The organism is Candidatus Moraniibacteriota bacterium, assembly GCA_016699425.1.
Classification (GTDB): Bacteria; Patescibacteriota; Minisyncoccia; order Moranbacterales; family UBA1568; genus SSEF01.
The window spans coordinates 748820-771826 of the sequence record CP064975.1 but is presented as its reverse complement, the minus strand read 5'-3'; the positions used below and the strand labels follow the sequence as shown (position 1 = coordinate 771826).

Sequence of the window (23007 nt, the reverse complement as noted above, 5' to 3'; positions counted from 1 at the left end):
TCTATGAGCCTGAAAATTCTCCTCCTTCCAGTGTTTGTTATCTTGGACGTGATACTCGTAATCGGTTACATCAAGCCGGATGCGAGTGATATCTTCGCCAAGCGAGATGAGATCGTGGCGACTGAGGCCGAGCTCGCAAAAGTAGACGCTGTTTCTGGAAATATCCAGGCACTTGGTCAAGCACTTGCGAGTCGGGACGAAGCGGTGTCGTTCGTCGATCGGTACTATCCGAGAGCGCTCGATGAGGAACGAGTCGTTGATATGTTCAATTTTCTCGCGCAGCAGTCCGGTCTCATCGTGACCGGTGTCAAGATCACGAAGAACCAGGTTACCCACCCGACTGATGAGGCCTATAATGAGGCGATCAACAGCGGCATGACTCCCGAGCAGGCGACAGTATATGCCGAGACTGCCGCACTCGCACTGCCTCAGGGTTACACAGCAGCGGTGGCGGTGCTTGGTGCCTATCCAAACATTAAGGATTTCTTCAATCGGATCCATCACGCTGATCGGCTGCATGAAACGGCTGAGTTCGCGATCACCCAGCGTGAACGTGATGCAGGTCAGACGGAAGAAGAGATTACTCGGGGGATTCAAGAGAACTTTCTGATTGGGACATTTGAAGCGAATTTCCCGTACGTCGGTGCACAACAGGCGAGCGACCCGCTGGTAGATCCGATTTTTCAATCATCGGCTGTGGACTTTGAGACCGCCGAACACGCGCTTACTTTCGTCACGAGTCCGCTGCCACTGCTTGACAGTGGGACGAGCGGCCGACCGAATCCGTTTGAGTAGCGAACCCTCATGCCTCCGGAGACTACCAAAGCGTCTGGCGTCGCGTCGGGTACAGGATTGACTTCCGGGACCGATATTCACGCGGTTGCCGTGCGTCTCGGTGTGCCACTCTTGGAAGCGGCTCCGGCGACTATTGATCGGACAATTCTCTCGATCCTCCCTGAGGACACCGCGCGGAAATACCAGATGGCGGTCTTTAATCGTCAGAACGGGGTGATTTCGGTCGCGATGGTCAACCCGCAGGATTTCGATGCACTCAATGCGCTGCGTTTCATCGCAGAGAAAGAACGGCTCGAGATCGAGGTCTCGCTCGTGACGCAAGCGACGTTCGAGGATCTCATGCAGGCCTATGCGGGGACAGACCGGGCACTCGAAGAAGCCATCGTATCACTGAAAAAGGAGAAAGATTCGGCGATTCAGATCCAGGAGGATGCAACGGGTGCCAATGCTTTGCCGGAGATGTTCCAAGACGCACCGATCGCCAAGCTCGTCGATGTGATCGTGAAACATGCGATGGAAGGGCGCGCGAGCGATATCCACATCGAACCAGTTGATGGGAACTATCGTGTCCGGTTTCGGGTCGACGGACTGCTCAAGGCGACACTTGTTTTTCCGAATGATGTCGGTCGGGCCGTGCTCTCGCGGATCAAAATCCTCGCCAATCTGAAAATCGACGAGAAGCGTAAGCCACAAGACGGCCGATTCCGGGTGGTGGCCGAAGACAAAACCATCGATCTCCGCGTCTCGACGTTGCCGGTTATCGACGGAGAAAAGGTCGTCATGCGAATCCTCGACAAGAGTAATAACATGGCTGATCTCGACAAGCTGGGCTTGTGGGGACGGAATCGGGAGGTACTCACACGGAAAATCAAGGAGCCGTATGGTATCATCCTCATCACTGGACCGACGGGTTCTGGTAAGTCGACGACTTTGTATGCATTTCTCCAGATCCTGAATCAGGAAGAGCGCAATATCATCACGCTCGAGGACCCAGTCGAGTATTTCATGGAAGGTATCAATCAGAGCCAGATCCGACCGGAAATCGGCTACTCCTTCGCGGATGGTCTACGCTCCATCCTTCGGCAGGATCCAAATGTCATCATGGTCGGCGAGATTCGCGATGAGGAAACCGGTGAGCTTGCGATCCATGCGGCCTTGACTGGCCACCTCGTATTGTCCACGCTCCACACAAATGACGCGATCAAGGCCTTGCCGCGCCTCATCGATATGGGAGCAGAGCCGTTCCTCCTCGCTTCGTCGATTCAGGCGCTGGCGGCACAGCGGCTCGTCCGGCGGATTTGTGAGAGCTGCAAGGGGGAAGTCAAACTGACGCCCGGTATGCAGAAACGGATGGAGGCCGCACGGACGGCAATTCCGCTGACGGAACTTCAAGCCTATGATCTGGATCCTCAGGCCCCGCTGAAGGTGTACCAAGGCAAGGGTTGTGATGTCTGTGGTCAGACCGGGTACAAGGGCCGGATCGCTATTTATGAAGTCTTTGAGGTGACGGATGAGGCAAAGATCATCATCACGGACAAGACGGCGAACGAGAATGAATTGAAAAAAGAGGCGGTGCATCAGCACATGCTTATGATGAAGATCGATGGTCTCTTGAAAGTTTTGAAAGGTATCACGACGATTGCTGAAGTGGAACGCGTAACAGAAGGAACACTCGTCGATGAAGAATAGTCAGAGGGATCGCAGCAGGGCGATGTGCGATTGGGCGTCCCGTACTCATGAGGAGAGGGAGTGGGGAAAGCGAAAAAAGATGTTAGACTACTAAGGGTAAGGAAAAAACAAACAGGAAGCATGTCTATGGAACAGCTGGATATCGAAGCGCGGCTGAAAAATATCCTTGCGATTGTGGGACAGCAGGGCGCCTCGGATGTCCATTTTGTCATCGGCCGTTTTCCGACGCTCCGCATCAACGGCAAGCTTCATCAGCTGACCAAAGAGAAAATCCTCACGCCGGCGGATACCAAGGCGCTCGCCGAGATCATCCTGACTGAGGATAAGAAGGCGGAACTTACAGAAGACGGTCAGACCGACCTCTCCTACAATTTCGAGGACCGGGCGCGCTTTCGCGTTAACATTTTCTATCAGAAAGGCTACGTCTCGATCGCGATGCGCTTCGTGATGAACAAGATCCGCGCACTCGAGGAACTCAATGTGCCGACGTCACTGTATAACTTCACCAATGTCAGTCAGGGGCTCGTCCTTATGACTGGTCCCGTCGGCCATGGCAAGTCGACGACCTTGGCCGCGCTCATCGACCATATCAATCACACTCAGGAGAAGCATATCGTCACGATCGAAGACCCGATCGAATTTGTGTATGAACAGGACCGCTGCATCATCAATCAGCGCGAAGTGGGCCGGGATGCCAAGAGTTTTTCCTCGGCACTTCGGGCGGTCTTGCGCGAGGACGTAAATGTCGTGCTCCTCGGCGAACTGCGCGATCTCGACACGATCTCGACAGCTATGACCGCGGCTGAAACCGGTCACCTCATCTTTGCGACGCTCCATACCAATGACGCTCCTCAGACGATCGACCGCGTTATCGATGTCTTCCCAGCGCATCAGCAGAACCAGATCCGGCTCCAGCTGGCCAATGTGCTCCTCGGGGTTGTCTCGCAGCGCCTCTTGCCGCAGCTCTCGGGTGGTCGGGTGCCAGCGATTGAGATCATGTTCAAGAACCATGCCGTGGAAAACCTCATCCGAGAGAATAAGGTCCACCAGCTCGACTCCGTCATCGAAACCAGTATGAAGGAGGGGATGGTGTCACTCGATCGGTCGCTCGCTGATCTCGTGCGTCGAGGTATCGTCGCGATCGATGACGCCACCGCTTATGCCAAGAACAAGGATTATTTCACGATGCTCGTCCGGAAGGAAGATAATTAAGTATGTACGAAGCGGGGGTGACTCCGCTGGCGAGACAGAGAAGCCGAGCACACGCCTATGAAATTCAATTTCAAAGCCAAAACAGAGACCGGCGACCTGAAGGAGGGGCTCGTCGAGGCGATTTCGCGCGAGGCGGCGATCGAGATCCTCCAGAAGAATAGCCTCATCCCGTTGCAGGTCGTCTCGGATGAGCGGGGCGGGTTTGGCGGTATTGTGCGAGGGGTCCAAAAGCTCTGGGAAGGCGCTTCCCAGAAGGAATTGATGGTTATTTTCCGGCAGCTGGCGACCTTGATCGAGGCACATGTGCCGGTAGTGACATCGCTCAAGACGATCAGTGAACAGTCGGAAAACCACTTTCTCCGCGCTGTGTTGCATGAAATGGAGGATGATATCGAAGACGGTATGTCATTTTCCGAATCTCTTGAGAAGCACCCGACGGTCTTTGATGCGATGACGATCAATCTCATCCGGTCGGGAGAGGTCTCGGGCAATCTCCAGCGCTCGATCGAATTTGTCGCTGATAACATCGAGAAGAATTACCATCTGACGTCGAAGGTCCGGGGGGCGCTTTTCTACCCGGCGTTTGTGTTGGCGGTGGCTGGAGTGATCGCCTTCATTGTCGTGACGTTTATCCTGCCAAAAATCACTTTGCTTATCAAGGATTTGAATGTCCCCGTGCCATGGTATACGACGGTCCTCATCAATCTCGGTGACTTCATGAATGCGTACTGGTGGGCGGTGCTCATCGCACTCATTGCAGTCGCAGTGACGGTCTACTATTATTTCCGTTCGGAAAGTGGCAAGCGAGAATGGGACATCATCGTGCTCCATCTCCCCGTTTTCAAGACTTTGGCCAAAAATGTCTATATTACCCGCCTGGCGGACAACCTCGCCGCGCTCATGGCGGGCGGTATCCCAGTTGTCCGGGCGCTCATGATTACGAGTGATGTTATCGGCAACACAGTCTACGCTCAGATCATGTTGAAAGCCGCCGAGGAAGTGAAGACAGGTGGAGCGATGAGCGGGGTGTTCCGGCATTTCCCAGCCGAGATCCCGCCGATTGTCGCTCAGATGGTGAAAATCGGTGAGGAGACCGGTACCATGTCCCATGTACTCGAGGGCATCGGCAAGTTCTATGATCAAGAGGTCGAGGTGATGACACGCAACCTCACGTCCCTCATCGAACCGATCCTCATCGTCTTTCTCGGTATCGGTGTCGGTATTCTGACTGTTGGTGTGCTCATGCCGATTTACAATATCGCTGGGCAGATGTAGGCGAGCAACCAGAAACAGATGACATGTGACAAAAGAAATCTTTAGAAATTTTGTTACGATGGGATGTAGAGTCTCAGGTCACTGGTTTCTTGGCACTGGTCACTTTCCGTGGGGTTGACACATTTCTAGCCAGGGTGTGAAGGATACGATATACTACAGATGTACGAAAATAAAAACAAATAGGAAAGGAGGTGAGAATTATGAATAAAACATACAAAGGTTTCACCTTGATCGAACTCCTCATCGTCATCGCGATCATCGGCATTCTCGCCTCGATCGTCCTCGTCTCGCTCTCGGGAGCACGGGAGAAGGCGAATATCGCCGCTTACAAGGCTCAGGTTCACTCGGTCCAGTCATCCGCGATTCTGGTGTGTGATTCAGATGCAGACGGTAACTTAGCGGCTGGCGAAGTAACACTACCGCCGGCAGCTAATCTCAAGATGGACCCATTAAATTACGCCACAGCTGATAACTGTGGGGTAAACGGAGCCGGGACCTTCTCATTGAGAACATCCTCGATAGAACTTGGGAGTTCTGCGGCAGCAACAGCATGTGAGGTTGCAGATACCACGATCCTCACGGATACAGGCGTGACCTTCCCATTAGGTTGCTAAGTGTTTAGGGTTTTCTATCTGCCGAATGGTTTCGGCAGATGCCGAAGCTCTAAAAATTAAGTAAAGTGAGCTAAAAATAATAAACAGATATGCACGCAATATTGAAGCAGGCACAGAAAAGAGGTTTCACCTTGATCGAACTCCTCATCGTCATCGCGATCATCGGCATTCTCGCCTCGATCGTCCTCGTCTCGCTCTCGGGCGCCCGTGAAAAGGCGAACATCGCCGCCTACAAGGCTCAGGTGCATTCGGTCCAAGCATCTGCGATTCTGGTGTGTGATTCAGATGCAGACGGTGACTTAGCGGCTGGCGAAGTAACACTACCGACGAGCCAGCTCAAGATGGACCCGTTGGCTTTCGGTGCAGCTGATAGCTGCGGGGTAAATGGAGCTGGGACCTTCTCGTTGACAACGTCCTCGATAGAACTTGGGAGTTCTGCGGCAGCAACAGCATGTGAGACTGCAGATACCACTATCCTCACGGATACAGGCGTGACCTTCCCATTAGGTTGCTAGGCCTTCTCGGTTGAATGATTCATCAAGGGCATCCTTGATGAATCAATTGAGCTGAGAATATTGCTAAATTGTCACTAAAAGCATCGTGAAGAAACTTTCCTTACGAGGTATCCGCCGAACCGGTTTCACCTTGATTGAACTCCTCATCGTCATCGCGATCATCGGCATTCTCGCCTCGATCGTGCTCGTCTCGTTGTCGAGCGCTCGGGAGAAGGCGAAGATGGCAAAATTCAAGGCCGTCGCGCATAGCATGCAGACGCAGGCGATCTCGGCCTGTGATAGCGATTCTATGGGTGATTACGCGGATGGGGGAGCGACGTTTGGTGATATCTCTGAAGATGTCATCGATGTGGCGGGTATCGCCGAAGTAACTACTCCGTCATGTGGCCAGGCTGGTGCGGGTACATTTCAAATCGATGTCCCAGCGGCCAACTTGACTGGCACCTGTACGGCGACGATGCAAGAAACAGGTATCACGGGTTTTGTCGGGACGGCCCCGGGCTGCGTCTAGCCCGTAGCAGCGAGTGTGACGACAGCTAGAGGCCCGAGCGGCCTCTTTTTTGTGGATATGTGTGGGATTTTGGTATACTTGTTGCATATTTCCATTGAAATAAAGGCCTTTTTGTGCTAAGATAAGGGTAATAATCGGGTGTTTTTACCGGAAAATATGAGCGACAACATAGCCCTCAATCAGTTTATTCAGGCTCGTCCCCACCTCGTCTGGCACGTGAGGAATTTGGAACAGCTCTCAGCATCTTCCATTGTCGAGCATACGCTCAACTATGGGACCTGGCAGGATGTCCAGGATCTCTTTGCTCTCATCGGTCTCGATGCAACAGCGAAAGTTTTTTCCGATCAGCAGGAGAAACCCAGGAGCAATTACCGTCCAGAGATAGCGAATTACTTCCGATTGTACTTCTCCCGCTATGCTGCACGCTGAAATCCTCTCGCCGGAGCAACAGGCGTTGTTGTCGCTTTTGAAAGAGCTCGTGCGTTTCAGCCTGAGTTAAGTTTAATTGTCTCCGGGAAGTGTGTGGACACCCCCTGGTTTGGAGTATGCTCATCCTCTTTTTCTTCCTCCTCGGTCTCATCATCGGGAGTTTCCTGAATGTCGTCGTCCTGCGGCTGGAGTCCGAAAAGACACTCAGTGGCCGGTCGCAGTGTCCGTCATGCGGCAAGCTCATCCGTTGGTATGACAATATCCCGGTCCTCTCTTTCTTCCTCCTCGGTCGCCGTTGTCGAGAGTGCCACTTCCCGATTTCCTGGCAGTATCCAACAGTTGAATTCGCGACCGGTGTTCTCTTCGCTCTTTTTGGGACGCTGGCCATTGGGACAGGGACCATGGCTGATCTGGTGTTCACGGCTTGGTGGCTGATCCTCGTTTCGCTCTTTATCGTGATCGCGCTCTATGATGCGCGCAATATGGAGATCCCCCTCGTGCTCCTCCTTGTCGGAGTCATCGCGGCAGCGACTTATGCTCTGACGGCGACTGCTCTGGCACCGGGAAATTGGTTTGACGCGGCGGCGCCCTGGCGGGACATGCTCTGGGGCGGAGGCATTGCGGCCCTCATTTTTTATGCGCTCGTCTATTTCTCTCATGAGACATGGATGGGGATGGGCGATGTTTGGCTCGCTGGCATCGCTGGGGCGGCGATCGGATTGCCGGCCCTGCTCATCCTGTTCACGCTCTCATTCTCCATCGGCAGCGTCATCGGTATCACACTCCTCTGGCTCGGGAAGCGGGGGATGAAGAGCCAAATCCCGTTTGCTCCGTTTCTCGTGGCCGGGACACTGTTGACACTCTTCGTTCAGGCTGTGGATCCGTGGTGGCTGAGTCTGTTCCTCTTTTCGCCCATTTAGCGGTACAATGAGGGCATGCAAGAAACAAAAAATAGGAGACGGGGCTTCACGTTGATCGAAGTACTCATCGTCATTGCAATCATTGGTATTTTGAGCGCGATGGTGCTTGTTTCGCTCGCGGGTGCTCGTACAGCGCGGGACTTGGACCGGTCCTCACGCGAGGTCGCGGCGGTACTCCGTGAGGCGCAGAACTATGCTCTGTCTGGGCGGAGTGCGAGCATCGGCGAAAACAACTGCTCCTACAGTGTCCAGGTGACGAGCGGTAGCAGCAATTATTCACTGCGTCATACGTATGGCAGCGGCTGCGGATCGAATGATTCCCTGTCGAACTACAGCTTGACGCGGGGTGTTGTCTTCGGATCAAACCTGACCGCCAGTTTCTCAGTGCCACGCGGCGTATTGACGCCCGCTCCGGCGAGCATCGCCCTTACAAAGGATGGTTCGACGGTGTATGTCTGTCTCTCTGCGGCCGGACAGATCTCGGAAAATGGCTCGAATAGCACTTGCCCCTAGCAAACACATATGCACAGAACGCCGCTGACATCCCCGATCAAGGGCTTCACTATCGCCGAGGTGTTGTTGTCTGGTTTCGTCCTTACGGTGGGTATGGTGACAGTCATGAGTCTCTTCTCGGCCTCGCATCGGCAGTCATTTGATACGCGGAACGTCATCATCGCATCCGGGCTGGCCCAGGAAGGAGCGGAAATCGTGCGCAATATCCGTGACAACAATATCGCCTATCGGACCAAAAATTGGACCACAGGTGATAACTGTTCGACTTCAACATCGGGCAACTGCGATCCTTTCCGCTATTTCCCAACTGCGGCGAATGAGCGTTGCACAGCCAGTTTTGGCGATACTACATTCAATTGTTCTAGCCCATCGTTCGCGCTGAGGATGAATGGCAATGGTCTGTACCAGCATGGGGCGGGGATCACAGCGAGCCGCTTCTTCCGAGTGCTGAAGATCGACCAATCAGGTAGTGCTGATTCGGCGCGGGTGCAGAGCTTTGTCTCGTGGCAGGATCCAGGCTCGAATCTGAATGGTTCGGGAGCAGTGGCGTGGTGTACACTCGGAAATCAGTGCGTCTACACAGAACTCTTTCTCGATAATTGGAAATGAGTATGCACACCACACGGAGACAAAAAGGGTTCACTCTAATTGAAGTCGTGGTAGCAATGGCGGCATTCACGATCATCATATTGGGGGTGATGCAGATCATGGCCCAAAGCACCAAGTCCTATCGTTCCCAGAAGCTCATCCAGGCAAATCTCGAGACGGCCCAGTTTGTCCTGAACCTCATGGCTAAGGAGCTCCGGACATCGAGCATTATCTCGAGCACAAGTGGGACGCCGTCCTCGACGATCACGTTCTTCGATTATTCGCAAAATCTGTGTATCCAGTACCGTGCGAACAATACGACGGGGATAGTCGAACGACGACAGAGTCCGAATGGTCACTTCAATAATTCTAATCCTGATACTAACCGAACAGGTTGCGATTCATATCTCTTCCCTTCCATAAGTTATGCGACCCTCCTTTCCGGTCTCTCGGGGCATCGATTTCAGGTCGATCCGTCGGCGCCGATGCCCAATCCACATGCTGGCCGAGTGAGCGCATCACTGACTATCGGAACGGGTGGTACCGCTGCGACAGCCCAGACGACGGTATCGCTCCGGGATTACAACTACATCGGTATCTGACGTGGCTATGGATGGAGTGATGAATGAGCGGACAGCTCAAGCGAGGATAGTCAAGCTCGTCCAGGAGATCGACTACCATCGCCACCGGTATCATGTATTGGATACGCCCGAGATTTCTGATGAGGCGTATGATTCGCTGTTCCGTGAATTGGAGTCGCTCGAGCATGATTTTCCTGCGCTCCGGAGCCCAAACAGTCCGACTTCGCGCGTCGGTGCTGAACCCCGCACCGAATTTCGCAAGGTCCGGCACGCGGTCGCCCAGTGGTCCTTTGATGATGTCTTTGATCTCGCTGAACTCGTGGAGTGGGATGCCAAGCTCCGCCGCACTCTGGCCAAAGAGACTGGGGACGAGCGAGAGGCAATCGAGTATATGGCCGAGCTCAAGATCGACGGGCTCAAGATCGTTTTGACCTATGAAAAAGGCGAGTTTGTCCGCGGCGCAACCCGGGGCAATGGCCTGATTGGCGAAGATGTGACCGAAAATCTCCGTACGATCCGGAGTATGCCGCTCCGACTCGCGAAGCCAGTTGATATGGTCGTCGTCGGCGAGGCGTGGCTGTCGAAATCCGAACTGGACCGCATCAATGCCGGACGGAAGAAAGCTGGTGAGGCGCTTTTTGCCAATCCGCGCAATGCCGCCGCGGGAGCGATCCGTCAGCTCGATTCGCATGTGACCGCCGAGCGCAAACTCGATTGCTTCATCTACGATATCGAAATTATTTCTGGCGAGCCATTGCCGGCGACCCAGGCCGATGAGCTTGCCTTGCTCCAGACCATCGGCTTCAAGGTCAACCCGCATATTCGGAAATGTGCGTCCATCCACGATGTCGAGGCTTTTTATACCGAATGGAATGACAAACGTGAGAGCCTGCCGTATATGCTCGACGGTATCGTGGTGAAGGCAAACAGTCGGGCGCTTCAGGAGACGCTTGGCTATACTGGGAAGGCGCCGCGCTTTGCGATCGCGTTCAAATTCCCCGCTGAGGAAGCTACGAGCATCGTCGAGGATATCAGTATCCAGGTGGGCCGCACCGGTGTCCTCACCCCCGTCGCGCATCTGACTCCAGTTCGACTCGCGGGGACAGTCGTCTCGCGGGCGACCCTCCACAATGCGGACGAGATCGCCCGGCTCGGTATCCGGCTCGGGGACACCGTCGTGGTGAGGAAAGCGGGCGACATCATCCCCGAAGTCGTTTCTGTCATGGAAAAGCTTCGGAGCGGCAAAGAAAGATGCTTTACGATGCCGACTCGTTGCCCTAAATGTGGCAGTCCAGTCGAGCGCCGGGTGATCGGGGAAAAGGCGGGCGAGAAGCAATTCTCAGCAGCCCTGTATTGCACGAATGCGAGCTGTTTTGCAGTGGAACGAGAGGTGATCATCCATGCCGTGTCGCGGAAAGGCCTCGACATCGTCGGGATGGGGGAGAAGATCGTCGAACAGTTTATGGAGGACGGCCTCATCGCCAATCTGGCCGACATCTTCGAACTGACACCGGGGGATATCGCACCACTGGAACGCTTTGCTGAGAAATCCGCCGAGAAACTCGCTGCGTCGATCCAACGGGCCAAGCGCGTGCCGCTCGAGCGTCTTATTTTCGCACTTGGTATCCGGCATGTGGGGGAAGAGACCGCCGAACTTATCGCGAAATTTGTCACGACCAAGGTGAAAACGAAGACCATCACGCCCGAGCGTTTGTTTGAGTTCGTTCAGGGGCTATCGATCGATGAGTGGGTCGCACTCGATGGCATCGGTGAGAAATCCGCGGTGAGCCTCACGGAATGGTTTGCCGATGAGCGGAACGCGAAATTGTTTCAGGCGTTGGAGCGAGCTGGAGTCATAGCTATACTTCCCGAACACGTGAAGCTGGAAAATGCTGCGCTGGTTGGGAAAACTTTCGTGCTTACCGGTGAATTAACCAACTTTACAAGGGATGAGGCCAAGCGTAAGATAAAGCAGTTGGGCGGCTCAGTAAGCTCTTCAGTAAGCGGAAAAACGGACTTCGTCGTTGCGGGCACCGACCCCGGCAGCAAGTACGACAATGCCAAAAAACTCGGCGTAAAAATTCTTAACGAAGAAGAGTTCTTAAGTCTCATCGTTACTAAAAACTAAGTAAACTAGTAACTAGTCACTGCATTTCAGCTATGCTCTCAACTGACGAAGTGAAAAAAATTGCGACCCTCGCCCGTGTCGGGCTGACCGACGAGGAAGTGTCGCATTTCCAGAGGGACCTCTCCGCCGTCCTCGACTGGTTCGGAGAGCTGAAGGAGGCAGATATTTCCGGTGCGCCGACCGAAACGTCCATGGCGCCTGAATCCGACCGCTCAGCGGAAGATATCGCTTCGCTATCTGGAGAAGCGCCGCGTATCTTGGAGAATGCCCCCGACAAGAAGGACAGTTATTTCAAAGTGAAATCGGTGTTCTGAATAACCGACAACCAACGACAGACTACGAAAGATACAGCATGGTAAAGATTATGAAGGAGCACTTAGTATTTCTGTTGTTGGTTGTTAGTGGTGAGTGGTAAATTAGTCACATATGATTCGCGAACTGCACGATCGAATTCAAAGCGGTGAAAAGAAGGCGACAGAATTGACCGCCGAGTATTTTGCGCGTATCCAGGAACGCGATGCGACTCTTCATGCCTTCCTCACGCTGCGCGAAGCCGAGGCGCTGCGCGAAGCCGAGGCGGTGGATCAGGCAGTGAAACGCGGCGAGACGATCGGCCTCCTGGCGGGCATCCCTGGTGCCGTGAAGGACAACATGGTGATGGTGGGGGAGCGGACGACGGCGGGATCGAAAATCCTCGACAACTACATTGCGACCTATGATGCGACTGCTGTGAAGAAGCTGCGCGCCGCTCACGCAGTCATCCTCGGCAAGACGAATCTGGATGAATTCGCCATGGGGGCCTCGACCGAAAACAGTGGCTATGGTCCGACGCGACATCCGCTCGATCCGACGCGGGTCCCGGGTGGCAGCTCGGGTGGGTCAGCCGTCGCCGTCGCTGCCGATATGGCGGTCTATGCGCTTGGTTCGGACACGGGTGGCTCTATCCGCCAGCCAGCCGCGTTCTGTGGCGTGTATGGATTGAAGCCGACCTATGGCCGCGTCTCACGCTCGGGCCTCATCGCGATGGCATCGAGTCTCGATCAGATCGGTCCGTTCGGTAAGACCGTCGAGGATATCGCCATCGTCCTCTCACGTCTCGTCGGTCCTGACCCGCTCGATGCGACCGCGGCGGATCGACCAGAGGAGGCTTTCGAAACCAAGCTCAACCCGGATGTGCGAGGGAAACGGATCGGTATTCCGCATGAGTATTTCACTGATATCCCTGACCCTCGGGTGAAGGCCGCGAGTGAACAGGCGATCGAGACCTTTCGCTCGCTCGGTTGCGAGATCGTGCCGTTGTCTCTCCCGCACAGCCGTTTTGCGCTGCCGGTGTACTATATCATCCAACCGTCCGAGACTAGCTCCAACCTGGCCCGCTTCGACGGCATTCGCTATGGCCTGTCGGTGAATGATGCCGAGGACTCGCTCGAAAAGACCTCAACCTTGCTCGAGACCTATCTCGACACCCGCAAGATCGGCCTTGGCCCCGAGGTGAAGCGCCGCATCATGCTCGGTACCTATGCGCTCTCAGCCGGCTACTATGACGCCTACTACAAGAAAGCCCAGGCCGTCCGCTCGCTTCTCCGCAAGGATTTCCGAGATGCCTTTGCGACCGTCGATGCCGTGTTTTGTCCAACCGCGCCAGAGCCAGCCTTCAAACTCGGGGCCAAGACGGATGATCCGCTCACGATGTATTTCTCTGACATCTATACGGTCACGGCCAACTTGGTCGGCGTCCCGGCCATCTCATTTCCCATCGGGACGGCAGTCGAAGACGGTGTAGCGCTCCCACTCGGCGGACAGCTCATGGGAGAGTGGTTCGAAGAACAGACTGTCCTCGATCTCGCCCACGCATACGAACAGGCGGGCAAGCAGGTGAGTCTGTAGCAGAGGAAAGATCCGAAATCCGGCTATAATATTCACCCCGTTATAAGCTTTGTTTCGATGTTTTTGGGTTATACTACAAGAAGTGAGTTTTCGATCGCGCCTTTTCGCTTTATTTCCGTAAGCTTGTAACGGGGCAAGCCATATGAATACTGAATTCGACGCTCTCGGTGTCCTCGGCATGGCGCCGGCTATTTGGAATATCATCACTCAGTCGGCCCTGTTCACGGTACTGAAGGTTTTCCTCATCGTCTATTCGCTGGTCATGATCGCGGATGTTGTCTTGCTCGTCCTCATGCGGGGCGTGACCGGTAACCTGAAGATGCAGATTTATGGCACGACTCGTCCGCTCATCCGGAAGAATGAAGCCGCAGGCAAGTGGGCCTCAGTCGAGCGTCGCCTGGAGAGCGACAATCCGTCACACTACAAAGTCGCCATCCTGGAAGCCGATCACTTTGCTGATAGTCTCCTGAAAGAGTCCGGCTTTGATGGCGAAAACATGTCCGAGCGCTTGGCAAATATGCACCCTGGCCAGCTCCAGAGCTATCAGGGCCTGTCCGAGGCCCATGCCATCCGCAACCGCATCGTGAACGAACCCGCCTTCACTCTCGACCGCGAACAAGCCAAGGACTACCTCGAAAAATACAAAGGCCTCCTCATCGAGCTCGAGCTGTTTTCCTGAGGCCGACATAACTCGACTCCCTGTTTATGATTGAAAGTAGTCTCAATTTCAAACGATACAAGGGCGTGGCTGCCCTTTTTACGTGTTCGGCGGTTTACGCTTCGTTCGGTCCGCTCGTCCGCATTCTGTCGGAGATGTTCGGTACCTATGCGCAGGTCGCTGCTCGGATGGGGCTCGCGTTTGTTTTCCTCCTCACCCTCGGTCTCGTTTTTGGGAAGATCAAGCTGCTCTCGAAGAGTCAGATCCTGCGGGCGGTGCTCCTCGGCATCATATCGACATCCATCATCGTCTTCTTCACCATAGCCATTATCGAGATAAAGATCGCTTCGACAATTTTCCTGCTCTACGCGGCGAGCATCTTTGTCTCACTCGTCATCGGCACAGCAGTCTTCAAGGAAAAGCTTGGTCTCCAGAAGATCATCGCACTCATTCTCGCGTTCTTCGGACTATATCTATTCATGTCCGCCGACATCGCACTCGGACTTGGTTTCGGCACATTGGCAGCGATATTGTCTGGTGCGAGTGAGGGGATCGGCAATGGGATACGGAAGGGCCTGACCGGGGCGGACAAGACGACGGTCACCATCATTCAGTTCCTCGTCATCACCCTCTGTTCGTCCGTGCTCATCCTCTGGTCACATGAGACCGCTGTTCATGCATTGAGCCTGAAGGCAATCATCGCGCTCGTTTCGTTTTCGGTGTTGCAGCTCCTCCTGAACTACCTCCTCCTCTACGGCTTCCAGAATTTCGACGTGAATATCGGCACGGTCATCCTCTCACTCGAGCTTTTCCTTGCGGCGATCCTCGGCATCCTCCTCTACGGCGAAGCGCTCAGCGTGACCGAGCTCGTCGGTGGTGTGATCATCTTCCTCGCGTCGGTCGTGAGCGCCTGGGATTTCAAGAAACAACCGATAGCGGCATGAAACACACGATCGTCACGACGGGGCAGGCGTTTGCGGATATCGATGCGGTCGCATGTGTGATCGCGTACACCGAACTCCTCCGGCTCGAGGGTCGGACAGCCGAGGCGTATTTCCCTGGTGCGCTGAACAATAGCGTTACTCGTACCATCCGCGCGTGGGGACTCGAGTATCGGACTTTGCCGAGTACGACCGAGGCCGAGTTCGTAGTCATGGATGTGTCCGAGCCGCAGTACATCGCCCATGCGGCAACGGCGGGCACTATCGCAGAGGTGTACGATCATCACCCGGGATTCGAAACGCACTGGCAGGAGAAACTCGGCGAGCACTCGCATATCGAACCGATCGGCGCCTGCGCCACGCTCGTTTGGGAGGAGTATGAGAAACGCGGCAAGGCCGATGATATTAGCGAGCTCTCGGCGCGGCTCCTCGCGGTGGCGATTCTCTCGAACACGCTGAACTTTGGTGCGATCATCACGGACGAGCGGGACCGGCGCGCGTTTGCCACCCTGTGGAAGCGTGGGGGACTGCCAGACAACTGGATCGCTGACTATTTCGCCGAGCAGGAGGCGGCTGTCACGGGCGATGTCGTCCAAGCAATCATCGACGATACGAAAGTCTTCCGGATACCAGCGGTGCCGTTTCCCTTTACGATCGGGCAGCTCGAACTCTGGGCGTGGGAAGCATTCCTGAAAAAGGAGAGCGAACAGGTGAAGCGAGCACTCGAGAGTTTTGGTCACCCGCACTGGATCATGAGTGTCCCGAGCCTGTCCGAACGACGGAATCATTTCTACTGTGAAAACGCCGAGCTAAAGAGTGTGTTCGAGCGGGGACTGGGTGTGAAATTCGAAGGGGACTATGCTTCATCTGACCGCCCTTGGCTCCGCAAGGAGATACTGAAAGAATTCCAGAAGCTTTAGAGAGGATGCTCTTCTATCTAGGTGGAGCTTACCATTGACATTTTTTTTGAAACCAAGTCGGAATTTGACTACACTTAGGACATATTGAAATATTTTCTGAAGCGTGGCCTATGCTTTCCGAGTTAAGAAAATCTGTAGCTGGTATCCTCTATGAAAGAGTGGATAGTCCTTTTTATGGAGCCTTTATTGTTAGCTGGTTAGTGTGGAATTGGAAGATACCATATGTGACATTTTTAGTTGATTCCGATGGTTTGGGTCTAAGGTCCCACTTTGGGGGGGGGTGAGTTCCCTCGCCTTCAGGCGATAACTTCCAGTACGATATACTGAAAGTATGACCACTGAATATCGAAAGTCTTCCCACTCCGTCTTCAGTATCCAACTCCACATCGCCTGGATTACCAAGTACCGCTACAAGGTCCTGAAGGGTGAGATTGGACAAAGAGCCAGAGACCTCATCCGGCGCATCTGTATCGAAGAGAATGTCGAGATCATCTCTGGTGCGGTTGCTCCTGATCATGTCCACATTCTCGTCTCAGTCGACCCCTCGACCGCTCCGAGCACCCTGGTCAAATACCTGAAAGGCAAGACATCCCGACAACTCCAGATGGAATACCCTTCACTCAAGAAACAGTACTGGGGGCAGCACCTGTGGGCGAGAGGCTACTTTGTCGTCAGTGCCGGCAATGTCACCAAAGATATGATTAAGGAATATATCGAACACCATTTTGAATCGAAAGAGACCGAAGATAGTTTCCGGGTCGAGGAGACGAGTTCCTAGATTTCCAATCTAATCCCAATCTGTGCACTTCCAGTGCACAGTGGTTGAAATGAAAAAATAGACTATATATCTTCACTCGATACGAATACATGGAATTTCTTAATTCTCTATCCAGTTACTTCAACCGCTGTAATTGTGCTGCTGATGCCCTTTGTTACTAATGGTGTTTATTGGGTTACTTTAAAATTTGATACTTGGAGGCATAATAAAAAGCAGGTTATCACGGGGAAGAGGTTGCTTTCGATTGAGGAGTCAAACCAGCTAAGAAAGGAACTCTTACTTAACGAAGAAAAAGTTCTTAACGCTGTAGAAATGAAAGATCGGGAAATTGAATCTCTGAAAAGTATTATCAAAGAAATAGAAACTAGAGATTCTAAGCTTGGTGTTCCTGAACCCATACTCGCTGCTTTGGAGCCGGACTTTTCCGATGAGTATGATGCTATTTCAAAAAAGGGCATATTTAGGAGTAATGTCAAGGGCATTAGTAGCTATATTAATGGCGGCTGGGCATTTGATAGTAGACACATTCCAGCGGACGCAGTCTCATTTTTTGTAGCAAACAACCTTATAGAAAAATCTGAAAATAATAAATACAGCTTTACCAAGAAGGGAATATATTTTTTGAAAAGATTTCTTGATGAAGAGGTAAGGTAACTAAAAATAACGGACTGCCAAGCTTATTTTGAGTTGACAAATAGCACCTATCGCGCTATTTTTTTGACACCAAATTCCGTTTGCCAAGGAGGCAATTCATGCGTGTTCCTTACGAATCCCAGAAATATTTCCGGCTCCATCACTGCGTGGCTGATGACCACTACCACTTCATCACCGGTCCCGAGGACGTGTCCTGGCCGGTCTGGTCGCGTGAGGGCATGCTCCGCATGGTCGGTCTCTGCCGCGCCGAGCTCCTCGTGACGCTCCAGCCCGAGGACATCCCGCATGCCGAGCGCGAGCTCGCCGTCATCCGTGACGAGATCAACCGCCTCGCCCGGACGCAGCGGCGCATCCGTGGCAAGTTCACCAAGGACTTCCTTATCCCGCGCAACATGCTGTCGGGGGAGCGCGAGATCGCCGAGCACTGGGGCAAGTTCCGCCGCGGCGATGTGCCCTACATGGGGTATGTCAGCCAGGAAGTCATCGGCACGTTCTTTCTGCCGCTCTTCTGCGACTTCGTCGGCCGAGACCAGGCCCCGCAGCGCGAGCGGGTGCTCTCCCGACAGGAATGGGCGAAACTCGCCGAGACGCCCGCGCGCATCGTGACCATGGCCGAACTCGGCCTGGCCGCCTGAGCACTCCGCCTTGCGGGGTGCAAAAACCCGGTTCGACACATCCTTGTCGACCGGGCTTTTTCTTTATTCAAATTGTCTTAGGCCTTGGCGCGTTCGACATGGGTCCAGCCGCATTGCTTGGCGCGGATGCTCGCGGGGATCTCCCAGAACTTCATATAGGTCTTGATGAGCGCGAGGTACTCCACATAGCTGAGGAGGTAGAAGAAGAAATACATGAACGGCGCGACGAGCGCGAGGGCGAATTTCTGTCGGACGGGAATCGTGTCTTCGGCGAGGATGTTGAGCGATAGGTAGCCGCCGACGACGACGAATGCCGACGCGAGCGTGACCCAGTCGCCGTAGGCCACGACGATGTAGAGGATATACGACACCATGAACGGCTCGAAGAAGAACGCGAGGTCGGAGAAAAGCGCGTAGGGGAGGTAGAACCAGGTGAGGACGCGCGAGTGCTTGCGCTCGGTCGCGAAAAAGAGGCGGTGGTTTTTGATGAAGGTCTGGGCACGGCCGTACTTCCAGCGGAAGCGCTGGCGGATGAGGCCGGCCAGGTCGAGGACGGACTCGGTATAGGCGATGACATCCGAACCATAGATGACGCGGTGGTCCTTGCCGCCGAGACGGAGGAGCTTCATGGTGAGGTCGATGTCCTCGGTGATGGTGTCGGTGTCGTAGAAGCCGACTTCGATCAAGGCTGAGCGGCGGAAGGTCGAGCCGATGCCGCCGATGATGTACTCGATATTGAAGACGGTCTGCGCACGTTTCATCTGATAGCAGACGAGGTACTCGAAGACCTGGATCAGATTGAAGAGCGTGCCGCTCGGGCGGATTTTGACATTGGCCGAGAGCGCGACGACTCGCGGGTCGACGAAATAGCGCGCCGCATTGATGAGCGCGCCCGGGTCGAGCGATGAGTCGGCGTCGAGACACATCATGAGTTCGCCGGTAGCGTGATGGCGCATGCCGTTGTTCAGTGCGTGGGCCTTGCCGGCGTTTTCCTGGCGGACCAGTTTGAAGTGACCATCGACGAGGAGACGGTAGCGCTCGACCATCTGGTAGGTGAGATCGGTGGAGCCATCGTCCATGACGACGATCTCGAGGAGTTCGCTCGGGTATTTGGCGTTCAGGACAGACTCAATCGTGCGGATGATGGTGTTCTCCTCGTTGTGGGCGGGGATGACGACCGAGATCGTCGGGAGGCCGAACGTGATGCGTTTCTTCCGGCGGTTCCGGAGCGCGCGCTTCACGGTGTAGACATCCGACCCGATCATGAAAAACGCCATGCGGAAGACATTCAGCAGTCCGAGGATGACGATGAGTCCGGCGGTGAGTTCTCCGTAGGCAGTAGCCATGAGCGTTAGGCTTGTCGGTTGATGATCCAGGTCGCGATGCGGCTCACGATGAAGCTGACGAAGATGAGGGTGCCGAGGACGAGGGCGGTCAGCGAGAGAATAGAGAACGTGAAACTCGGCTCGGTTGTCGCGAACACACTCTCGGGCCCGATGAGACCGATGGAGAAGAGAAAAGCTGAAGCGATGATTTGGACAGCAGGGGCCATGAGTGGGGCTTAGTTAACGGAGCATAATAGCCTTTTTTATTGTTTTTGTCAAGGATAGAGAGTGGTATTTGGGTAGGGGATTTTCCCGTACGTTCTAGAATTGACAGCCCCCCAGTTTTCCTCTATAGTTCAGGCACAAGCCCTTGGGGCTTTTTTTAGACCAGAAAAAGGCATTTAAAAGCCATGAATACGATCATACGGTTCTTCTCGGAAGCCAAGGGCGAACTCATGAAGGTGAACTGGCCGACCCAGAAGGAGCTGGTCCGCTACACCATCCTGGTAGTCGTCATCAGTTTCGCCGTCGCTGTTTTCCTCGGGGCGCTCGACACGCTCTTCAGCTATCTCGTCGAACGGTTTCTCTTGACCCAATAATCACTCGAAAATCACTCGAACCATATGGCAAAGCAAAGTCAGCATCATGGGCGCGCCTGGTACGTGCTCCACACCTACTCGGGGTACGAGGACAATGTGTCGCGTAACCTGAAACAGCGTATCGAGTCGATGGACATGCAGAGCCTTATCTTCGACGTCCTAGTGCCCAAGGAGAAGAAGATCAAGATCAAGGCTGGCAAGCGCGTCGTCGTCGAGGAGCGCATCTATCCGGGCTATGTCCTGGTGGATATGGTGGTGACCGACGCCAGCTGGTACGTGGTGCGCAACACCCCGAATGTGACCGGTTTCATCGGTCTCGGTACCACCCCGACCCCGATCGACCCGGCCGAAATCGAAGGGCTGAAGAAGCGCATGGGCGTGGCCGAACCGAAGTACAAGATCGATGTGAAGATCGGTGAATCCGTCCGCATCATCGACGGCCCGTTCAAGAACTTCGAAGGCAAGATCCAGGAAGTGGACGATGAGAAGGGCAAGGTGAAGGTACTCGTGTCCATCTTTGGTCGCGAAACGCCGGTGGAACTCGACTTCCTGCAGATAAAAAAAGATTAGTCACCGAATGGCTCCCCGCACCTTTTCCGTCACCGAATGGTCTCTCCAGGAAGTGAGCTTCTCGGAAACGCCTGCGGCTCAGGCTGATGAATGACGGGGTTATTATTAAGAAAAGGATGCGGGATGCTCATAGTTGTAGCGTCTCGCAGACTCGACGACAACTATGGCAAAGGCAATCAAAGCGATCGTGAAGCTCCAGATCCCAGCCGGCAAAGCCACTCCGGCGCCGCCAGTCGGCACGGCCTTGGGGCCGCACGGGCTCAACATCCAGGATTTCTGCAGTAAGTACAATGAGGCGACTCGTCCGATGATGGGCGACATCATCCCGGTGGAGATCACCATCTTCGAGGACCGCAGCTTTACATTCGTGATGAAGACGCCGCCGGCTTCGGACCTCTTGAAGAAGGCAGCGAAAATCGAGAAGGCGGCCGCAAACCCGCTGAAGGATAAGGCCGGATCCGTCACCGAGGCCCAGGTCCGTGAAATCGCCGAAAAGAAGCTTCCCGACCTGAACGCCAACGACGTCGATGCGGCGATCCAGATCATCAAGGGCACCGCTCGCTCGATGGGGATAAAGATTGAGGGGTAATTCTGAATGGAATGAAGAATCAGGAAGTATGAATCATGGGTTTAAAAGATCGGACCTTTCTTTATTCTAGATTCATAATTCATTATTCAATTGTAATTACATAATCAGGTGGGAGAATAGTCTCAGATTGAGGTAATTCGTAGACCACTACCAAACATATGCAACACGGGAAGAAATATCGAGCGGCGGCAGAGAAAATTGAAGAGGGAAAGGTGTTCACCATCGCTGAGGCGGTGGCGTTCCTCCAGGCCCACAAGACAGCCAAGTTCGACGAGAGCGTTGAGATGCATTTCAAGCTGGGCATCTCGGCCAAGAAGAACGATGAAAACGTGCGCGGGACGGTCGTCTTGCCGCATGGCACCGGCCGCACGCAGAAAGTCGCGGTGGTGACCAGTACCAAACTGAAAGAGGCCCAGGACGCAGGTGCGGCGCTCGCCGGAGGCGAAGAGCTCGTCGCGCAAATCAAGGAGGGAAAGGTGAATCCTGGGACGCATTTTGACCTCGTCCTGGCGACACCGGAGATGATGCCGAAACTTGCGACGGTCGCCAAGATCCTCGGACCGAAAGGCATGATGCCGAGCCCCAAGAACGAGACCGTCACACAGAAAATCGCTGAGACAGTGGAAATGCTCCAGAAGGGGAAGAAGGCGAGCTACAAGAACGATGACTCGGGCAACATCCACCAGGTAGTGGGCAAGCTCTCTTTCACGGCGGCCGCCCTCGAGGAGAACATCGCCATGTTCACCGATGCTATCCAGAAGGGGAAGCCGGAAGGACTGAAGGGTCGTTTCATCCTCTCGATGACGCTCTCCTCGACCATGGGCCCCGGACTGCGCATCACGAAATAGCCATCATCAGACCGCGAAAAGCCTCGCTCTGACTCGTCTGGGCGGGGTTTTTTCTTGGGCGTGGGGCAGTTTGACCGAGCCTTTTTTGTGCCGTAAACTAGGGGAGTAATCAGCCATTTCTGGATGCTATGAACCAAATCGAAGTCGAAGTGAAATCGCTCCTCGGTGAGCAGACGGTGGCTGACCGCTTGCGAGAGAAAATCAGTGTGGCACCGTATGCGGCCACGCTAAAAGGGCAGAGTTCACAGCTCAATCACTACTTCTTGCCAGGTGATGTGGAGAAGTTGTTTGAAAGCCTCAAGGGGTATTTCGATCAGGTGAAACAGGAAAAATTGCGCCACATCCTGACCGAGGGGAAGCAGCACTCCGTTCGGACGCGGACGTACAATGACGGTAAGGCACTCCTCGTCTTGAAAGCGTCGATCGATGACACGACGAGCTCCAACGGACTCCTCCGGATCGAATTCGAGGAAGAAGTCCCTGGGCTCGATATCACCGCGCTCGATCAGGTGCTGCTCGATGCAGGCTTTGCGTATCAGGCAAAGTGGTCACGTGACCGTGAAGAATATACGCTCGCGGATGGGACAGTCGTCTGTCTCGATCGCAATGCGGGCTATGGGTATCTGGCAGAATTCGAACGCATGGTCGCGACACCGGCGGAAGCTGAAGCAGCGCGCGACGGAATCCGGGCGCTCATGTCCGAGCTCGGGGCCGAAGAATTGCCGCAGGATCGTCTGGAGCGCATGTTCGCCTTTTACAATGAGCACTGGCCGGAGTACTACGGCACAGAAAAGATCTTTACTCTCTCATAGTCCGAACACCCTAATCTCTAA

The 23007-nt window shown here is 54.3% G+C and carries 26 protein-coding genes and 2 pseudogenes; 26 read left to right on the top strand and 2 right to left on the bottom strand.

The features are described from left to right. Positions 1 to 3: 3 nt before the first annotated feature. The 21 genes and pseudogenes from IPJ68_03935 (at position 4) to IPJ68_03835 (ending at position 18243) form a co-directional block, all read left to right on the top strand. A complete protein-coding gene (locus IPJ68_03935; GenBank protein QQR78206.1) occupies positions 4 to 795 on the top strand; it encodes a hypothetical protein in 792 nt (263 codons plus the stop codon). A gap of 9 nt (positions 796 to 804) precedes the next feature. Continuing rightward, entirely contained in the window at positions 805 to 2484 is a 1680-nt protein-coding gene (locus tag IPJ68_03930) for a type II/IV secretion system protein (protein QQR78205.1), read from the top strand. Positions 2485 to 2604: 120 nt separating this feature from the next. Next, a complete protein-coding gene (locus IPJ68_03925) occupies positions 2605 to 3696 on the top strand; it encodes a PilT/PilU family type 4a pilus ATPase (GenBank protein ID QQR78204.1) in 1092 nt (363 codons plus the stop codon). Between the two features lie 57 nt (positions 3697 to 3753). Beyond that, entirely contained in the window at positions 3754 to 4971 is a 1218-nt protein-coding gene (locus IPJ68_03920) for a type II secretion system F family protein (GenBank protein ID QQR78203.1), read from the top strand. A 200-nt stretch (positions 4972 to 5171) separates the two neighbouring features. Then, a pseudogene (locus IPJ68_03915) lies at positions 5172 to 5255 on the top strand (prepilin-type N-terminal cleavage/methylation domain-containing protein). A 419-nt stretch (positions 5256 to 5674) separates the two neighbouring features. Continuing rightward, positions 5675 to 5773: pseudogene (locus tag IPJ68_03910) on the top strand (prepilin-type N-terminal cleavage/methylation domain-containing protein). 409 nt (positions 5774 to 6182) lie between these two features. Further along, entirely contained in the window at positions 6183 to 6611 is a 429-nt protein-coding gene (locus IPJ68_03905) for a prepilin-type N-terminal cleavage/methylation domain-containing protein (GenBank protein QQR79252.1), read from the top strand. Positions 6612 to 6767: 156 nt separating this feature from the next. Continuing rightward, positions 6768 to 7040 carry a hypothetical protein gene (locus tag IPJ68_03900; GenBank protein ID QQR78202.1) on the top strand — a complete coding sequence of 91 codons (273 nt, stop codon included), beginning with the start codon at positions 6768 to 6770 and terminating at the stop codon, positions 7038 to 7040. 116 nt (positions 7041 to 7156) lie between these two features. Beyond that, positions 7157 to 7960 carry a prepilin peptidase gene (locus IPJ68_03895; protein ID QQR78201.1) on the top strand — a complete coding sequence of 268 codons (804 nt, stop codon included), beginning with the start codon at positions 7157 to 7159 and terminating at the stop codon, positions 7958 to 7960. Between the two features lie 15 nt (positions 7961 to 7975). Next, positions 7976 to 8473, top strand: a complete 498-nt coding sequence (locus IPJ68_03890; GenBank protein QQR78200.1) for a type II secretion system protein — start codon at positions 7976 to 7978, stop codon at positions 8471 to 8473. Between the two features lie 9 nt (positions 8474 to 8482). Continuing rightward, a complete protein-coding gene (locus IPJ68_03885) occupies positions 8483 to 9082 on the top strand; it encodes a hypothetical protein (GenBank protein ID QQR78199.1) in 600 nt (199 codons plus the stop codon). A gap of 2 nt (positions 9083 to 9084) precedes the next feature. Next, on the top strand, positions 9085 to 9663 hold the full coding sequence (locus tag IPJ68_03880) for a prepilin-type N-terminal cleavage/methylation domain-containing protein (GenBank protein QQR78198.1): 579 nt from the start codon (positions 9085 to 9087) through the stop codon (positions 9661 to 9663). A 7-nt stretch (positions 9664 to 9670) separates the two neighbouring features. Beyond that, entirely contained in the window at positions 9671 to 11770 is a 2100-nt protein-coding gene (gene ligA / locus IPJ68_03875; GenBank protein QQR78197.1) for an NAD-dependent DNA ligase LigA, read from the top strand. A 32-nt stretch (positions 11771 to 11802) separates the two neighbouring features. Further along, on the top strand, positions 11803 to 12084 hold the full coding sequence (gene gatC / locus IPJ68_03870; protein ID QQR78196.1) for an Asp-tRNA(Asn)/Glu-tRNA(Gln) amidotransferase subunit GatC: 282 nt from the start codon (positions 11803 to 11805) through the stop codon (positions 12082 to 12084). Positions 12085 to 12196: 112 nt separating this feature from the next. Continuing rightward, positions 12197 to 13657, top strand: coding sequence for an Asp-tRNA(Asn)/Glu-tRNA(Gln) amidotransferase subunit GatA (gene gatA, locus IPJ68_03865; protein ID QQR78195.1), 1461 nt, complete (start codon positions 12197 to 12199; stop codon positions 13655 to 13657). Between the two features lie 142 nt (positions 13658 to 13799). Further along, entirely contained in the window at positions 13800 to 14336 is a 537-nt protein-coding gene (locus tag IPJ68_03860) for a hypothetical protein (GenBank protein ID QQR78194.1), read from the top strand. 26 nt (positions 14337 to 14362) lie between these two features. Then, positions 14363 to 15259 (top strand): DMT family transporter, encoded by an 897-nt coding sequence (locus IPJ68_03855; GenBank protein ID QQR78193.1) that lies wholly within the window; start codon positions 14363 to 14365, stop codon positions 15257 to 15259. Next, the gene (locus IPJ68_03850; protein ID QQR78192.1) at positions 15256 to 16176 is read left to right on the top strand and encodes a DHH family phosphoesterase; all 921 of its coding nucleotides are present in this window, start codon (positions 15256 to 15258) and stop codon (positions 16174 to 16176) included. The genes IPJ68_03855 and IPJ68_03850 overlap by 4 nt, the downstream gene beginning before the upstream one ends. A gap of 331 nt (positions 16177 to 16507) precedes the next feature. Further along, on the top strand, positions 16508 to 16954 hold the full coding sequence (gene tnpA / locus IPJ68_03845) for an IS200/IS605 family transposase (protein ID QQR78191.1): 447 nt from the start codon (positions 16508 to 16510) through the stop codon (positions 16952 to 16954). A gap of 135 nt (positions 16955 to 17089) precedes the next feature. Further along, a complete protein-coding gene (locus IPJ68_03840; protein ID QQR78190.1) occupies positions 17090 to 17608 on the top strand; it encodes a hypothetical protein in 519 nt (172 codons plus the stop codon). Between the two features lie 98 nt (positions 17609 to 17706). Beyond that, positions 17707 to 18243: a hypothetical protein gene (locus IPJ68_03835; GenBank protein ID QQR78189.1), complete on the top strand. Its 537-nt coding sequence runs from the start codon at positions 17707 to 17709 to the stop codon at positions 18241 to 18243. A gap of 77 nt (positions 18244 to 18320) precedes the next feature. Here the strand turns inward: IPJ68_03835 and IPJ68_03830 are convergent, their stop codons facing one another. Both IPJ68_03830 and IPJ68_03825 read right to left on the bottom strand, forming a co-directional pair. Continuing rightward, positions 18321 to 19589: a glycosyltransferase family 2 protein gene (locus IPJ68_03830; GenBank protein QQR78188.1), complete on the bottom strand. Its 1269-nt coding sequence runs from the start codon at positions 19587 to 19589 to the stop codon at positions 18321 to 18323. A 5-nt stretch (positions 19590 to 19594) separates the two neighbouring features. Beyond that, positions 19595 to 19795: a hypothetical protein gene (locus IPJ68_03825; GenBank protein ID QQR78187.1), complete on the bottom strand. Its 201-nt coding sequence runs from the start codon at positions 19793 to 19795 to the stop codon at positions 19595 to 19597. Positions 19796 to 19978: 183 nt separating this feature from the next. Here IPJ68_03825 and secE point away from each other — a divergent pair, with 183 nt between their 5' ends. The 5 genes from secE to IPJ68_03800 all read left to right on the top strand — a co-directional run bounded on the left by secE (position 19979) and on the right by IPJ68_03800 (position 22986). Next, positions 19979 to 20167 carry a preprotein translocase subunit SecE gene (gene secE, locus IPJ68_03820; GenBank protein QQR78186.1) on the top strand — a complete coding sequence of 63 codons (189 nt, stop codon included), beginning with the start codon at positions 19979 to 19981 and terminating at the stop codon, positions 20165 to 20167. Between the two features lie 24 nt (positions 20168 to 20191). Then, entirely contained in the window at positions 20192 to 20737 is a 546-nt protein-coding gene (gene nusG / locus IPJ68_03815; GenBank protein QQR78185.1) for a transcription termination/antitermination protein NusG, read from the top strand. Positions 20738 to 20900: 163 nt separating this feature from the next. Further along, complete coding sequence (gene rplK / locus IPJ68_03810) at positions 20901 to 21326, top strand: 50S ribosomal protein L11 (protein ID QQR78184.1); 426 nt, start codon at positions 20901 to 20903, stop codon at positions 21324 to 21326. Positions 21327 to 21484: 158 nt separating this feature from the next. Continuing rightward, the gene (gene rplA / locus IPJ68_03805) at positions 21485 to 22174 is read left to right on the top strand and encodes a 50S ribosomal protein L1 (protein QQR78183.1); all 690 of its coding nucleotides are present in this window, start codon (positions 21485 to 21487) and stop codon (positions 22172 to 22174) included. A 128-nt stretch (positions 22175 to 22302) separates the two neighbouring features. After that, a complete protein-coding gene (locus IPJ68_03800) occupies positions 22303 to 22986 on the top strand; it encodes a CYTH domain-containing protein (protein ID QQR78182.1) in 684 nt (227 codons plus the stop codon). Positions 22987 to 23007: the final 21 nt, after the last annotated feature.